This window comes from Xanthomonas sp. NCPPB 1068, assembly GCF_041479385.2.
In the GTDB taxonomy this organism is placed as follows: Bacteria; Pseudomonadota; Gammaproteobacteria; order Xanthomonadales; family Xanthomonadaceae; genus Xanthomonas; species Xanthomonas cannabis.
In genome coordinates, this window is the sequence record NZ_CM192986.1 from 2,815,245 (window position 1) to 2,829,478 (window position 14,234).

Sequence of the window (14,234 nt, forward strand, 5' to 3'; positions counted from 1 at the left end):
CGACGCCTTGCCCCACGCGCAGGCACGGCGCGTGGGGCGAATCCGCACGAGCCGCACGCTGTGCCTGCGAGTAGACGCAGCGTGCGATGGCCGTGCGCCATCAGGACAACCGAGAGCGGCTAAGCAAGACGTAGCGAGCGGTCGTCAGGTGGGTGCGGGCAGCGCGCTCGGAGCCGGAGTGTACGAGTGGTAATGCCGATTCCGAGCACTGACCGCGCCTGCCTGGCGGCGGCGCAGGAGTGTTGCTAGCTGCTCTTCGGCGCCGTGGCGATGGCATGCTCGATCACCTTCAACGCGGCATCGCGTTCGGCGCCTGCCACCACCAGCCGCGGCGCACGCACCTGCTCGCTGCCCATGCCCACCTTTGCCTGCACCAGCTTGATCAGCTGTACGAAGGTGGGCACGGTGTCCAGGCGCAGCAGCGGCAGGAACCAGTGGTACAACTCCTTTGCCGCCGGGTAACCGCCGTCGCGTGCGAGCTCGAACAGGCGCACCGATTCTCTCGGATACGCATTGACCAGGCCGGCGATCCAGCCCTTGGCGCCCATGCTCAGGCCTTCGACGATGGCATCGTCCATGCCGACCAGCAGCGCCAGCCGATCGCCCAGCAGTTCCTGCAGCGCGGCAAAGCGGCGCACATCGCCGGAGGACTCCTTCACGGCCTGCAGGTTCGGGAATTCGGCAGCCAGCTCGGCAATCTGCGCCGGGCCGAAATCGGTCTTGTAGGCCACCGGGTTGTTGTACAGGATCACCGGCAGATCGGTCGCGGCAATCACCGCACGCACATGCGCGCCCATTTCGCGCCAGTCGGTGGAGTACACGTACGGCGGCAGCACCATCAGGCCGCCGCAGCCGATGTCCTTGGCCGCCTTGGCCAGCGCCACCGCTTCGCCAGTGGCCAGGCTGGCGATGCCCGGCACCACCGGCACGCGGCCGTTCAAGGCGGTGACCAGCGTGCGCAGGATCGCCAGCTTGTCTTCCACGCTCAAGGTGGCGGCCTCGCCCAACGAGCCCAGCGGCACGATCGCGGTGCAACCGGCATCCACCAGCTGGTTGGCATGCTTGCCGAGGAAGTCGTGGTCGATATCGCCCGAGGCGGTGAACGGGGTGGTGATGGCCGGCAACACGCCGTGCCAGAACGCAGCAATGCTCATGGGTGATTCCCTTGCGAGTCGGAAGTGAACGAGTCGGCCAGCGCCGCGAGGCGGACCGGGAACAACGGCGGCCGGCGGCCGGCGTCGGTGGAAAGCTCGGGCGGGCAGCGGCCCAGTTCGGCCAGCGCGGTGCCGCAGATGCGGCCTTGGCAGGCGCCCATGCCGCAGCGCGAGGCCAGCTTGGCGTCGCGTGCATCGGTGAAGTTGTCCAACGCACCCAGCGGCACGTCTTCGCAGCGGCAGATCAGCGTGTCCGGTTGCGCCAGCGCGCGGATGCGCGGGTCCAGCGCGAACTGCTGCTGCAACAGGTCGGCAAATGCACGCGCTGCGCGCCGCCGTGGTTGCATGCGCAACGCCGCCTCCGGCGCATCGGCGGCCATGTGCCCGGCCATCGCGCCTTCAATCAAGGCGCAATCGCGCCCGCCGATGCCGCAGGCTTCGCCGGCGGCAAACACCTGGGTGACGCTGGTGCGCAGCAGCGCATCTACCTGCACTTGTTGGTGTGCCCCGTAGGCCTGCAGCTGGCAGCCCAGCAATTGCGCAAGCTCGGTATTGGGCACCAGGCCATAGCCCACCGCCAATTGATCGCATCCGATGCGCGTGCGGCCGCCAGGCCCTTCCAGTTCGATTTCGCGCAGCTGCGTATCGCCATGCGCGGCAACCACAACGCTGCCGGCGCGATACGCCACTGCGTGCAGCTGCAGGCGCAACGCGGCAGCCTGCGCGGCCTTGCCCGGCCAGCGCCACAACTGCAGCGCGAACTGGCGCAACGCCGCTGCCGAGGCCTGTTCGTGGATGCCAAGCACCTGGGCGCCATGCCGTTGCAAGGTGGCCGCACTGGCCAGCAACAACGGGCCACTGCCGGCCACCAGCACACGCTTGCCGGCCAGCGGCCAACCCTGCTTCGCAAGCGCCTGCGCCGCGCCGGCACCGGTGACGCCGGGCACGGTCCAGCCCGGAAACGGCAGCAGCAATTCGCGTGCACCGGTGGCCAGCACCAGGGCGGCGTAATGCAGTTGCAAGGTGCTGTCCGGGCCATCGGCCAACAACCAGCCCGGTTGCGCCAGCAGGATCTGCGTGCGCGTCAGCAGCGTGATCGCTGCATTGCCCTGCACCTGTTGCAGCAGCGCGCGCGCATCGGCCGGCGCACCGTGCTGCACATCGCTGCGCCACACCTGCCCGCCCACACGCGGCTGCATGTCCACCACGCCCACGCGCACACCGTGACTGGCCGCCGCCTGCGCCGCCGCCAACCCGGCCGGCCCGGCGCCGATCACCAACACATCGAAATGCAGCACGCGCTCAGCCATCGGTGCGCACCTGCATACCATCGCGTGCGTCCACCAGACACGCGCGTTGCTGGCCGATGCCATCGATCCGCACGCGGCATTCGAAACACACACCCATGCCGCATAACGGCGCGCGCGGTTGCCCGCTGCTCGATCGCCGGAACTGCAGCGTGGCCTGCGCCACGGCGGCCGCCACGCTGGCACCGGCCGGCACCTCGACCGGCTGCGCATCCACGTGCAACCGCACTGTCGCGCTCATGCGGCCGCGCCCTGCACGGCACGCGCCGGGGCGTACGGCGCCGGGTCGATGGCCGGCGTGCGCCCGAGCAGGCTGTCCACGATCACCCGTGCGCTCCCCAGCGCCGTGGTGACGCCCAGCCCCTCGTGACCGGCGGCCACCCACACATCGCGCCGGCCGGGCACCGCCCCAAGATACGGCCGCCCGTCCGGCGTGGCCGGACGCAGCCCGGTCCATACGCGAATGGCCTGCAACTCGCGCAGCACCGGCAGATACGCGAAAGCGCGCTGCAACATCTGCTGCAGCACCGGCATCGACAATGCGCGATCGTGCTCGCCGAACTGGCGCGATGAGCCGATCAATATCTGCCCGGTCGGCCGCGGCTGCACATTGAAGGCCACGCTGGTGTCGTCGGCGCCGTGCGCCGAATCGGCATAACCGAGTTCCAGCAGCTGGTGCCGAATCAAACCCGGGTGGCGGTCGGTGATCACCAGATGGCCCTTGCGCGGGCGCAACGCCAGTTCGGGCAGCAATTGCGGCAGGGCCACACCACTGGCCACCAGCACCGGACCGGCAAGCAGCTGCCCGTCGTCCAGGCGCACCGCATGCTCCTGCAACTGCGCCACGCGGCGGCCGGCAAACACCTGCGCGCCGGCCTTGCAGGCCAGGCTCACCAGATGCCGCGCCACCCGCGGCGGATACACCACCGCCTCGCCGGGCACGCGCATGCCGCCAGCCAGGCCGGGCACCAGCTGCGGCTCCAGCGCATACAACTGCGCCGCATCGATCGCTTCTGCCTGCAGGTCGGCAGCGGCCAGGCGCGCGATCTTGGCCGGCACCGCCGCCAGTTCGCGTGCGTCGCGGGCCACCCACAGCGTGCCGCAACGGCTGAATTCGGCTTCGCTCAGCGTGGCGAAGCGCTCCCACAGGCGCAACGAATACGCCGACAAGGCCAGCTCGGCCGGGTCGTCGTCCATCGCCACCAGGTGCCCCATCGCCGCGGCGGTGGCGCCGCCGCCGATCGGTCCCGGTTCGACGATCGCCACCCGCAGCCCCTCGCCCGCCGCAGCCTCGGCGCAGGCGGCGCCCACGATGCCGGCACCGACCACGATCAGGTCGTAACTGCGCCGCGTGGAAGCGGCAGATAGTGCAGAACCGGATTCGGGCCCGGCAACGGAACCCGGCACAGGCGCAGATGCCGTCGCGGGCGATGGCGACGCAGGCAGCGCAGCCGACATGCCGGCAATGGGATCAGGCACCAGTTCGGCCGACGCCATGGCCGACGCAACCACCGGCGCGGGCCGCACGGCCTCCATCAGGCCACGATGCCCCAGGCGAACGGGTCGGCCGGGTCGATCAGCAGCTGCGCGCGCGCGGTGATGTACGCCTGCCCGCTGATGCGCGGCGCAATGCCACGCCCGCTCAGGCGATAGCTGCCTTCGAACGCACTGCCCAGGATGCCTTGCTGCACCCAGCGCTCGCCCTCGCCCAGCTTGCCGTCGACGGCCAGGCAGGCCAGCTTGGCGCTGGTGCCGGTACCGCATGGCGAGCGGTCGTAGGCCAAGCCCGGGCACAGCACGAAATTGCGTGCCACGCCGCTACCGTCGGGCGCGGCGCCGTTGACTTCGATATGGTCGATCTCGCCACCGCCCTCGCCGGTGATGCCGGCGGCCTGCAGCGCCAGCCGGATCGCTTCGGTGTAGGCAGTGAGCTCGCGTTGATGCGCCAGGTCCAGCGCACATGGCGCCTGCTCGGTGATGAAGAACCAGTTGCCGCCCCAGGCCACATCGCCGCGCACCGCGCCATGCCCCGGCACGTCCACCACCACACCGGCAGCCGCGCGATAACTTTCCACGTTGTCCACCCATACCGTGCCGTCGCCGGCCAGCTCCACGCCCACCGTGCCCACCGGCGTTTCGATACGGTGCCTGCCCGGTGCGATCCGCCCCAGCTCGGCCAGCGTGCGCACCACACCAATCGTGCCGTGCCCGCACATGCCCAGATAACCGACGTTGTTGAAGAAGATCACCCCGGTGCAGGCGCTCGGGTCGCGCGCCGGCAGCAGCAGCGCGCCGACCATGGTGTCCGAGCCGCGCGGCTCGCAGGCAATCGCGCTGCGCCACTGGTCGAACTCGCGGCCGAACCGCTCGCGACACTGCGCCAGGTCGCCATCGCCCAGATCGGGGAAGCCGGCCAGGACCACGCGGGTGGGCTCGCCGGCCGTATGAGAGTCGATCACGTCGATGCTGTGCATGGCGCATGCTCCCACTGCCGGCCCGCGCACGACTAGCGTGCAATGCGAAGTGAAAATGCGGAAATCTGCACAATTACCAACCCGATGCATCGCCGCGCGTTTGCGCTAGGATCATTGCTGGGTTGCACCTTCGTGCAACCGTCAAATCGTGACCGCTACCATGACCCTGATGGACCTCAACCTGCCCGCGCTGGAAATGCAGACGCTGTTCGATGCACTGCCGGATGTGGTGTTCTTCATCAAGGACAGCGAGGGCCGCTACACCCACTGCAACCTCACCCTGGTGCGTCGATTGGGGCGCAAGCTGCGCAGCGAGATCATCGGCCGGTCGCCGCTGGAGGTCTTCCCGCTGCCGCTGGGCGGCAGCTACATGATGCAGGACCGTCGCGTCCTGCTTGGCGAACTCATCGACAACCAGCTCGAAGTGCACCTGTATCCCAATCGCCTGCCGGGCTGGTGCCTGACCTTCAAACGCCCGCTGTGCGAGGCCAACGAGGTGATCGGCGTCGTCGGCATCTCGCGCGATCTGGGCCAGCCCGATAGCCGGCATTCGGCCTACGAACGCTTGAGCCAGGTGATGGAACACATGCAGGCCAACTTCGGCGACAACCTGCGCGTGCAGGCGCTGGCCGACCTGGCCGGGCTGTCGGTGGCGCAGCTGGAGCGCCACTTCCGCCGCGTCTTCCAGGTCACCCCGCAGCAACTGCTGACCAAGCTGCGCATCGAATCGGCGATGCGGCTGCTGTATGGCGAGGACAGTATCGCCAGCATCGGGCAACGCTGCGGCTTTGCCGACCAGAGTGCCTTCGCGCGCCAGTTCAAGGCTACCGTCGGCATGACCCCGCGCGATTACCGCGCGCTCAAGGGTCAGCTGTGAGGCGCCGATCATGCGCTGACACACGGCCGGCACAAATGCCGAATTCGGCAGCATTGCGGGCACGAGCGTGATGCACCGCCGCCGCGGTGGCGAGGGGCGCCACTGAAGGGCGCGTCAAGGTGAGACCGGACCCCGATGGTAGACTTTCGGGTTTCCCCTACTGCGTTGCCAATGGCCAGCTTTTTTCGCCGCAACAAGCCCACCACGCCCGACAGCTCGCGTACCTCGCGCTACAGCCTGGAAGAACTGGCAGCCGCATTTCCCACCGCGCCGTCTGCCGCCACCCCTGCACCGCCCATCGAGGCCCTGCCACCTGCGCAGACCGGCACAGCGCCTGCCGCTGCGCCCACGCCCGCACCGGTAGCGGCGGACCCGTCAACGCCGGCGGCCGAGCACGCCGCGCCCGCCACACCGGCTGAGGCGTTGGCACGCGACATTGCCGCCCGCACCGGCCAGGCGCAGAGCGTGGCGGCGGTGCCGAGCACGCCGCCCGCCCCTGCGGCGCCGGCCCCATCGGCCCTGCAGGCACTGCCGGACCCGGCGCCTGCCGCAGCCCCCGTCGCTCCGGCGCCGGTGGTGGTGCCACCAGTGGTGACGCAGCCACACGGCGTACCAACCTCGCCGGCAACGGCGCCCGCAGAACCTGCAACACCGGCGCAGTCGCCGTTGCGATCACCACCATCGACGCCCGCAGCGCCGGTCCCGACGCCGGTCGTCGCGACGCCTGCTGCCGCTGCGCCTGCTGTCGTACCACCTGTTGCTGCTCCGCCCGCCGTCGTACCGACTGCCACCTCCGCACCGCCTGCCGCCGCCCCGGCCGCGAGCGCGAGCGCGACGCCGGTGGTCACCGCACCGTCCATCGTCAGCAGTCCGTTGCCGGCCACCCAGGACGACAGCATCGTCGGCCAGCACGACGCCCTGCCGGCTGCGCCGGCGGGCAAACCCGGCTGGCGCGAGCGCCTGCGCAACAGCACCTTCGCGCGCAGCTTCGGTGGCCTGTTCTCGCGCAACCCCAAGCTCGACGACGACCTGCTCGACGAGATCGAGACCGCGCTGATCACCGCCGATGTCGGCATCGGCGCCACCACCGCGTTGGTCGAAGGCCTGCGCAAGCGCATGAAGTCGCGCGAATTCGTCGATGCGCAGGCCATGTTCAAGGCCTTGCGCGCCGATCTCATCGCGCTGCTGCAACCGGTCTCCAAGCCACTGGTGATCGACCGCTCGCTCAAGCCCTTCGTGGTGCTCACCGTCGGCGTCAACGGCGTCGGCAAGACCACCACCATCGGCAAGCTGGCCAAGCGCTTCAAGGACGAAGGCAACAGCCTGATGCTGGCCGCCGGCGACACCTTCCGCGCCGCCGCCGTGGCACAGCTGCAGGCCTGGGGCGACCGCAACGGTGTGGCGGTCATTGCGCAGGGGCAGAACGCCGATGCCGCCTCGGTGGCGTTCGACGCGCTGCAGGCCGCCAAGGCGCGCGGCACCGACGTCTTGATCGCCGACACCGCCGGCCGCCTGCACACCCAGACCGGGCTGATGAACGAGCTGGGCAAGATCCGCCGCGTGCTCGGCAAGATCGACGCCGCCGCGCCGCACGAAGTGCTGATGGTCATCGACGGCACCACCGGCCAGAACGCCATCTCGCAGCTGCGCCAGTTCCATGCGGCGGTCGGCGTCACCGGCCTGGTCGTGACCAAGCTCGATGGCACCGCCAAGGGTGGCGTGGTGTTTGCGCTCGCGCGCGAGTTCAATATTCCGATCCGCTTTGCCGGCATCGGCGAACGCCCGGAAGACCTGCGCGTCTTCGACCCGGTGGCCTTCGTCGACGCACTGTTGCCGGACGCCTTGGGCGGTTGATTGGGATGCCTGCCCGCATCTGCAAGCGCTGCGGGCTGGTTGCAGCGTGCGGCAGGTATCGCGTGACCGGTCGCAGGCACGACGTGTACTGACGGTTGCCAGCCCTCGCCTGCAGCACTGCACGCGCCAGTCCGCGCTGTGCGTCGGTGGCTTATTACCGTGCGCCCACATCACCGCATTGGCCTGGGGATGCGGATGTTTCTGCGAACGGTGCCTGGTCGGAACGACGTTTCCGCTGCAGTGAGTGGACGCGCGGCACCACGCGCGTAGCAGCTTCACTCCCGCTCCCGACACCCTTGCCCTCCACCGCCAGCAGAGCACCATGCCAGCCGACCACGCCACTCCCCTTGCTGATGCCTTCGTCGAGCGCCTGCTGCACTGGTTCGACGGCCACGGCCGCCACGATCTGCCCTGGCAGCATCCACGTGCGCCGTACCGGGTGTGGCTGTCGGAGATCATGCTGCAGCAGACCCAGGTCGCGGTGGTCATTCCGTATTTCCACAAATTCGTGGACAGCTTCCCTGCACTGTCCGATCTGGCGGCGGCCGACAACGACACCGTGATGGCGCATTGGGCCGGCCTGGGCTACTACGCCCGCGCGCGCAACCTGCATGCCGCCGCCAAACACTGCGTCGCCCTGCACGGCGGCGAGTTGCCGCGCGACTTCGATGCACTGCTTGCGCTGCCGGGCATCGGCCGCAGCACCGCAGGCGCCATCCTGAGCCAGGCCTGGAACGAGCGTTTTCCGATCATGGATGGCAACGTCAAGCGTGTGCTCACGCGTGTCCACGGCATCGCCGGCTATCCCGGCCTGCCGGTGGTGGAAAAGCAGCTATGGCAACTGGCCTGGGCCCATGTTGCGCACGTGCCGGCCGGACGACTGGCCGACTACACGCAGGCGCAGATGGATTTCGGTGCCACGCTGTGCACGCGCGCCAGACCGGCGTGTATCGTGTGCCCGCTGCAGCAGGACTGCGTCGCCCGCCGCGACGGCCTGGTGGATGCCTTGCCCACTCCCAAGCCCGGCAAGGTGCTGCCCGAGCGCGAAGCCACCGCCTTGCTGCTGGAAAACCTGCATGGCGAGATCCTGTTGCAACGCCGCCCACCGACCGGCATCTGGGCCTCGTTGTGGACCCTGCCGCAGGCGGAGACCGACAGCGGCCTGCGCAGCTGGTTCGCCACCCACATCGAGGGCAACTACGAACGCGCCGATGCGATGGCGCCGCTCGTGCACACCTTCAGCCACTACCGGCTGCACCTGCAGCCGTTGCACCTGCGCAAGGTCGCGCTGCGCGCAGCGGTGCGCGACAATGACGACCTGCGTTGGGTGGCGCGCGCCGATCTCGGCTCGCTGGGCTTGCCGGCACCGATCCGCAAACTGCTCGACACGCTTTAAGCACGCCTTCAAAGGAATTCGCATGTCCCGCACCGTGTTCTGCCAGTACCAGCAATGCGACACCGAAGGCCTGGATTTCGTGCCCTACCCCGGCGAGCTGGGCCAGCGCGTGTTCGCGCACATCGGCAAGACCGCCTGGCAGGCGTGGCTGGCACACCAGACCATGCTGATCAATGAAAACCGGCTGTCACCGCGCGACCCCAAGCACCGCGCGTTTCTCGAGGCCGAATTGCAGAAGTTCCTGTTCGACCGCAATGCCGACAAGCCCGAGGGCTATGTGGCGCCGCTGGGCGAGGAGTAGCTGGGCGGGGATTAGGGATTAGGGATTCGGAGTGGTTGCGGCCCGGCTTGTTGAATGCCGACCCGGCGAGCGCTGCACCGGCAACCCGATCGACAGACACGCCGCCTCGTCCGAGACGCTGTCATATGCAGGCGATGCCGATCAACGCCATCGCTCCTGCCCCTGCGGCGCCTAACCCACGCCAGTCGGGCCATCCAGCAGCATGCGGATGCGCTTGAGCAATTCCTTCTGCGTGTAGGGTTTGTTGACCACGTCGAATTCCGCACCGCCCACGTCGGTCCGCTGGATGCTGGCGTCGGCGTAGCCGGTGGTCAGCAGCACTTTCAACTTGGGCTGCATGCGGCGCGCTTCGCGTGCCAGCACCACGCCATTCATGCCCCCAGGCATGATCAGATCGGTGAACAACGCATCCACCTCCGGGTGCTGTTCCAGTAGTTCGATCGCCTCGCGCCCGCTCGATGCGGACAGAATGCGATACCCGGCATTTTCCAGGAACATCTTGGCCACCACCGCCACGTCCTGTTTGTCTTCCACCACCAGAATGGTCTCGTCGCCACCCTTGTCGATCGCGCGGCTCTTGGCCGCCTGCAGGTCGTTCTCGAATTCGCTGGAAGCCGGGAAATACAGGCGTACCGTGGTGCCCTGGTCCACCTCGCTGTAGATGCGCACCGTGCCGCCGGACTGCTTCACGAAGCCGTACACCATGGACAGCCCCAGGCCCGTGCCCTGCCCCTCTTCCTTGGTGGTGAAGAATGGCTCCATGACGCGGCTGGCCACTTCCGGCGGCATGCCGCTGCCGGTATCGCTCACCGCGATGCTTACGTAGCGTCCGGGCGCCAGCTGGTGATGCATTGCCAGGTCGTGGCTGGTGATCTCCACGTTCTGGGTCTGCACCGTGACCTCCTTACGCTCGGCCTGCGCCATTGCATCGCGTGCGTTGATCAACACATTCAGCAGTGCCACCTCGGCTTGCGTGGTATCGATCTGGCAATTCCACAGCCCCTCTTCCAGCAGCTGCCGCAAGGTGATGCCGCCACCCAGCGCGCGCTCGGCCATGTTGTTCATGCCCGACACCAGGGTATTGAGATTGACCACGCGGCCGCGCAACTTCTGCTTGCGCGAGAACGCCAGCAATTGCTGGGTGAGCGTGGCGGCCTTGGCCGCAGCCGCGGCCGCATGTTCGGCGCTGAACGCGATGCGATCGGCATTGCTGCCCGCGTTGGCGGCCGCCATCATCTGGATCACTTCCAGGTGCCCGGACATCACCTGCAGCAGGTTATTGAAATCGTGTGCAATGCCACCGGTGAGTTGCCCCAGCGCTTCCATCTTCTGCGCCTGGCGCAATGCATCCTCGGCGTCGCGGCGGCGGCTCACATCCAGCTGCGAGCCGAAGAAGTAGACCAGGTTGCCCTTGTCGTCGAACACCGGCGAGACGAATAGCGCGTTCCAGAACGAGGACCCGTCCTTGCGGTAGTTCAGCACCTCGGTGGCGAATTCGCGGCGGTTGTCGATGGACTCGCGCACGTCCTGCACGCTGGCCGGGTCGGTCTCCGGGCCCTGCAGGAAGCGGCAGTTGTTGCCGATGATCTCGTCGGCCGAATAGCCGGTCATTTCCAGGAACGCGCGATTGGCGAACACGATCGGATTGTCCGGCAGATGCGGGTCGGTCACCGTCATCGGCATGCGCGTGGTTTCCACGGCGGCAAAAAAGATATCCGAGCGGTGCTTCTCCACAGGCAGGCTGCGGGATTCGCTGATATGAGGCGCGCGCAGCTCTCCGTGACGGGAATCGTTCAAGTGGTGTTCTCCGCGGGGCCATTCCCGTGGCGACAGTTTAGTTGGGCCCGGTGAGTTGACCCGTCACATCCATGAGCCTTTGCCGTACGGCCGCGCGCGCCCATGCAACCGAATGCAACCGGCTGGGTTGCCGCGCACTCCGGCAGCCGCCCTACCCTCGCACGCAGATCCATACGACCGCGTGCGTGCCGTTTTGCCGTAGCATGCGCGGGCTGTTTGCAGCTCCTGCGCCTTCGCTCTGCCACTGCGGCGGCGTCGCGCGTGCGTCTTCCCTGCCGGTGCTGATGCCTGGCCACCCATGCGATGCCACCATGTCGGGCTACCAGACCCAGATTCACGAACTGACCTTCGGGCAGCAGACCTACGTCATCCGCGCCTTGGCGGACAAGCAGCAATACGCCGACCCGGACCTGGCCGCTGCCGACGCCGGCATTTCCTCGGCGCAGTGGAGTCTGTTCGGCCAGGTGTGGCCGGCAGGCCAGTTGCTGGCCGAAGCGATGGCCACCCGCCCGATCGAGGGCAGGCGCATTCTCGAGCTCGGCTGCGGGCTGGGGCTGGCGAGCCTGGTGCTGCGCCGGCGCGGTGCCGACGTGGTGGCCAGCGACCACCATCCGCTGGCGGAAGTGTTCCTGGCCTACAACGCTGCGCTCAACGGGCTGGACGCGGTGCCGTATCGCCGGCTCGACTGGGACACCGGCGCGCCGACCATGGGGCAGTTCGACATGATCATCGCCAGCGATGTGCTCTATGAAACCCGCCACGCCACCATGCTGGCCAAGCTGATCCCCGCCCTGGCCAAACCCGCGTGCGAGATCGTGATCAGCGATCCGGGCCGCGGCAACGCCAACGCGCTCTCGCGCATGCTGGCCGAGATCGGATTCTCGTTGGTCGCCGGCGAACGCCAGGCCTCGGCACAGGCAGCCAAGGCGCCGCGCCTGTTCGTCTATCGCCGCAACCTGGACGCCTCGCCACCGGCCCAGGCGTGATGACGCTGCGCCACCAAGGCGCAGGCGTGTAGGCGCACAGCAGCACCGGCATGCACATGTCGGCTGCACTCACCGCGTGTCGCGCGGGCGAAGCGTCGCCACCGGGCCTGTCGTCGGGATTCGCTCCCAGGCTTCGACCACGCGCTTGTGGACCACAAAGCCAGCGCGCTCACGGTCCTAGCGGAACGCCCGGCCATGCCGGCCGTGATGCATTGCATGCAACTGAACAACCTCGATGGCGTCATCGCACCGTCGACGCACGCCTGCGATGCCGGCGCTGGGTTGCACGAGCCGACTGTCCAGCGTTGCAGCAGTCCTTCACCATACCGCGTTTTTCGGCGGTGAAGACCGATCGTCAAGCCCGCTTGCCGGCTCACGCCTGGCTGCCGATTTCGCCACGTCCGGTTGATGCTTCCATGGCGATGCTGGCCTCGCACCACGCGCTCCAGTGGTGCATTCCCCAGCCAACCAAATGAGAACCTGCAATGGCAAACCAGAACGACAACAAGGGTGGCACCAGCAACCGCGGCTTTGCGTCGATGGACGAAGACAAGCAGCGCGAAATCGCCTCCAAGGGCGGCAAGGCGGCACATGAAAGCGGCAACGCGCACGAGTTCAGCTCCGAAGAGGCACGCGAAGCCGGCAAGAAGGGTGGTCAGGCCAGTGGTGGCGGCAACAATCGCTAAGTAGCGCGGTGTTGATTGCAGACAGCGCTTTCGGGAAGGCCATGGCTTTTCCGAAAGCGTACCTGCGTCGGCAGCAACGACCTTTGCATGTGACCGGCAGCGTTGAGCTGCCCCGAGCGGACCGCAAGCATCGATCAGCGGCAGCAGACGCTGCGCGCACGGCGCGCTCAGCAGCGGATCAGTGCGCGCGGCTTGCGCGCGATGCGATGCGGACAGCCTCCCGGGCGCTGGTAGCGCACACGCAGCCGTCGTACCTGCAGCACATGCGGCATCGGCATCGGCATCGGCATCGGCCGAGTCTCATCGGATGAGACGGCGGGTTGGCACGCTCGCGCCCGATGACACACACCACCCGGCCACGATGCCGCCCCGGCATGGGCGCACCTGCATCGCACATCAGCGCGATTGCAGACGCCGCACATCGATCGGCACATCCGCATCGGCCCGAGCACGCCGGCGCTTGCCACTCACTGCAGCCCCGGTCGCCCCATGGCCCGGAGTGAGCGCACCCGGCGCGGCCTGAGCCCGGTGGACTACACCTACCCCGAGCATCTGCGCAGCACGCTGGAAACCCTGCCTGCCACGCCGGGCGTGTATCTCTTCCACGGGCAAGACGACGGACTGCCGCTGTACATCGGCAAGAGCATCAATCTGCGCGGACGGGTGATGGATCATTTCCGTACTCCACGCGAAGCCGCGCTGCTGCGTCAGACGCGCCGGGTGAGCGTGATCGAAATGGCCGGCGATCTGGGCGCGCAACTGCTGGAGTCGCAACTGATCAAATCGATGCGGCCGCTGTACAACCAGAAGCTGCGCCGCGTGCCGCGCCAGTTTTCGATCCGGCTGTATCGCGGCGAGGTGTCCATCGAGCATTCGGCCGAGAGCGACCCCGCGCTGACACCGTGGCTGTACGGGCTGTACTCGAGCCCGCGCGCCGCCAAGGAGGCACTACGGCGGCTGGCCGATCGCGACCGCCTTTGCTACGGGCTGCTGGGGCTGGAGAGCGTCGCTGCCGGCCGGCCATGCTTCCGCGCCATGCTCAAACGCTGCGCCGGCGCCTGCCATGGCGCGGAAACGCTGGGCGACCACGAGGAACGTTTGCGCGACGCGCTAGGGCACCTGGAACAGGCCGTCTGGCCCTTTCCCGGCGCCGTAGCGGTGAAGGAACAGGGCCCGCATCTGACCCAGTACCACGTGCTGCGCGACTGGCATTACCTGGGCAGCACCGCCTCGTTGGCCGCCGCGCGCAAGCTCAAGTCGGCGCCGGGAGACTTCGATCGCGACAGTTATCGCATCCTGCGCAAAGGCCTGCACACCCATCTGCACTGCGTGGCGCTGCTTTGATGGCGCGTCGGCGCGGCGCCGCGCCGGGAGCGCACCAGGCACCTGCACCAACCGGCGA

General features: G+C 68.1%; 13 protein-coding genes and 1 other RNA gene. 7 read left to right on the forward strand and 7 right to left on the reverse strand.

Going from position 1 to position 14,234, the window contains the following annotated elements; translation table 11 throughout:
* Positions 1–117: 117 nt before the first annotated feature.
* The 6 genes from ACCQ12_RS11920 to ACCQ12_RS11945 form a co-directional block, all read right to left on the reverse strand.
* Positions 118–194, reverse strand: a non-coding RNA gene (locus ACCQ12_RS11920) — sX9 sRNA.
* A gap of 51 nt (positions 195–245) precedes the next feature.
* Positions 246–1,154 (reverse strand): dihydrodipicolinate synthase family protein, encoded by a 909-nt coding sequence (locus tag ACCQ12_RS11925; RefSeq protein ID WP_372381805.1) that lies wholly within the window; start codon positions 1,152–1,154, stop codon positions 246–248.
* The gene (locus ACCQ12_RS11930) at positions 1,151–2,464 is read right to left on the reverse strand and encodes an FAD-dependent oxidoreductase (RefSeq protein ID WP_372381806.1); all 1,314 of its coding nucleotides are present in this window, start codon (positions 2,462–2,464) and stop codon (positions 1,151–1,153) included. The genes ACCQ12_RS11925 and ACCQ12_RS11930 overlap by 4 nt, the downstream gene beginning before the upstream one ends.
* Positions 2,457–2,702, reverse strand: coding sequence for a 2Fe-2S iron-sulfur cluster-binding protein (locus ACCQ12_RS11935; RefSeq protein WP_039563793.1), 246 nt, complete (start codon positions 2,700–2,702; stop codon positions 2,457–2,459). The genes ACCQ12_RS11930 and ACCQ12_RS11935 overlap by 8 nt, the downstream gene beginning before the upstream one ends.
* Positions 2,699–3,919 carry an NAD(P)/FAD-dependent oxidoreductase gene (locus ACCQ12_RS11940; RefSeq protein WP_372383605.1) on the reverse strand — a complete coding sequence of 407 codons (1,221 nt, stop codon included), beginning with the start codon at positions 3,917–3,919 and terminating at the stop codon, positions 2,699–2,701. The genes ACCQ12_RS11935 and ACCQ12_RS11940 overlap by 4 nt, the downstream gene beginning before the upstream one ends.
* Before the next feature lie 77 nt (positions 3,920–3,996).
* Positions 3,997–4,935: a proline racemase family protein gene (locus ACCQ12_RS11945; RefSeq protein ID WP_372381807.1), complete on the reverse strand. Its 939-nt coding sequence runs from the start codon at positions 4,933–4,935 to the stop codon at positions 3,997–3,999.
* A 160-nt stretch (positions 4,936–5,095) separates the two neighbouring features.
* Between ACCQ12_RS11945 and ACCQ12_RS11950 the strand changes: the two genes are divergently transcribed.
* The 4 genes from ACCQ12_RS11950 (at position 5,096) to ACCQ12_RS11965 (ending at position 9,363) form a co-directional block, all read left to right on the forward strand.
* A complete protein-coding gene (locus ACCQ12_RS11950; RefSeq protein ID WP_081419243.1) occupies positions 5,096–5,812 on the forward strand; it encodes an AraC family transcriptional regulator in 717 nt (238 codons plus the stop codon).
* 171 nt (positions 5,813–5,983) lie between these two features.
* Positions 5,984–7,666, forward strand: a complete 1,683-nt coding sequence (gene ftsY, locus ACCQ12_RS11955) for a signal recognition particle-docking protein FtsY (RefSeq protein ID WP_372381808.1) — start codon at positions 5,984–5,986, stop codon at positions 7,664–7,666.
* 322 nt (positions 7,667–7,988) lie between these two features.
* Complete coding sequence (gene mutY / locus ACCQ12_RS11960; RefSeq protein WP_372381809.1) at positions 7,989–9,062, forward strand: A/G-specific adenine glycosylase; 1,074 nt, start codon at positions 7,989–7,991, stop codon at positions 9,060–9,062.
* A gap of 22 nt (positions 9,063–9,084) precedes the next feature.
* Positions 9,085–9,363 (forward strand): oxidative damage protection protein, encoded by a 279-nt coding sequence (locus ACCQ12_RS11965; protein ID WP_047695220.1) that lies wholly within the window; start codon positions 9,085–9,087, stop codon positions 9,361–9,363.
* A 171-nt stretch (positions 9,364–9,534) separates the two neighbouring features.
* Here the strand turns inward: ACCQ12_RS11965 and ACCQ12_RS11970 are convergent, their stop codons facing one another.
* Entirely contained in the window at positions 9,535–11,160 is a 1,626-nt protein-coding gene (locus tag ACCQ12_RS11970) for a hybrid sensor histidine kinase/response regulator (RefSeq protein ID WP_184388213.1), read from the reverse strand.
* A gap of 311 nt (positions 11,161–11,471) precedes the next feature.
* On the opposite strand from ACCQ12_RS11970, the gene ACCQ12_RS11975 reads away from it, so the two are divergent.
* From ACCQ12_RS11975 to cho, 3 genes are all read left to right on the forward strand, one after another.
* Entirely contained in the window at positions 11,472–12,146 is a 675-nt protein-coding gene (locus tag ACCQ12_RS11975) for a class I SAM-dependent methyltransferase (protein ID WP_166752936.1), read from the forward strand.
* 485 nt (positions 12,147–12,631) lie between these two features.
* Positions 12,632–12,832 (forward strand): KGG domain-containing protein, encoded by a 201-nt coding sequence (locus ACCQ12_RS11980; RefSeq protein WP_104580419.1) that lies wholly within the window; start codon positions 12,632–12,634, stop codon positions 12,830–12,832.
* 489 nt (positions 12,833–13,321) lie between these two features.
* Positions 13,322–14,176, forward strand: coding sequence for an excinuclease Cho (gene cho / locus ACCQ12_RS11985; RefSeq protein ID WP_166745117.1), 855 nt, complete (start codon positions 13,322–13,324; stop codon positions 14,174–14,176).
* Positions 14,177–14,234 lie beyond the last annotated feature (58 nt).

What these genes read in the sequence shown, in the direction of transcription:
- cho (WP_166745117.1), top strand. Translation starts at nt 13,322, where the DNA reads ATGGCCCGGAGTGAGCGCACCCGGCGCGGCCTGAGCCCGGTGGACTAC.
- ACCQ12_RS11980 (WP_104580419.1), top strand. Translation starts at nt 12,632, where the DNA reads ATGGCAAACCAGAACGACAACAAGGGTGGCACCAGCAACCGCGGCTTT.
- mutY (WP_372381809.1), top strand. Translation starts at nt 7,989, where the DNA reads ATGCCAGCCGACCACGCCACTCCCCTTGCTGATGCCTTCGTCGAGCGC.
- ACCQ12_RS11975 (WP_166752936.1), top strand. Translation starts at nt 11,472, where the DNA reads ATGTCGGGCTACCAGACCCAGATTCACGAACTGACCTTCGGGCAGCAG.
- ftsY (WP_372381808.1), top strand. Translation starts at nt 5,984, where the DNA reads ATGGCCAGCTTTTTTCGCCGCAACAAGCCCACCACGCCCGACAGCTCG.
- ACCQ12_RS11945 (WP_372381807.1), bottom strand. Translation starts at nt 4,935, where the DNA reads ATGCACAGCATCGACGTGATCGACTCTCATACGGCCGGCGAGCCCACC.
- ACCQ12_RS11935 (WP_039563793.1), bottom strand. Translation starts at nt 2,702, where the DNA reads ATGAGCGCGACAGTGCGGTTGCACGTGGATGCGCAGCCGGTCGAGGTG.
- ACCQ12_RS11950 (WP_081419243.1), top strand. Translation starts at nt 5,096, where the DNA reads ATGACCCTGATGGACCTCAACCTGCCCGCGCTGGAAATGCAGACGCTG.
- ACCQ12_RS11965 (WP_047695220.1), top strand. Translation starts at nt 9,085, where the DNA reads ATGTCCCGCACCGTGTTCTGCCAGTACCAGCAATGCGACACCGAAGGC.
- ACCQ12_RS11930 (WP_372381806.1), bottom strand. Translation starts at nt 2,464, where the DNA reads ATGGCTGAGCGCGTGCTGCATTTCGATGTGTTGGTGATCGGCGCCGGG.
- ACCQ12_RS11925 (WP_372381805.1), bottom strand. Translation starts at nt 1,154, where the DNA reads ATGAGCATTGCTGCGTTCTGGCACGGCGTGTTGCCGGCCATCACCACC.
- ACCQ12_RS11940 (WP_372383605.1), bottom strand. Translation starts at nt 3,919, where the DNA reads ATGTCGGCTGCGCTGCCTGCGTCGCCATCGCCCGCGACGGCATCTGCG.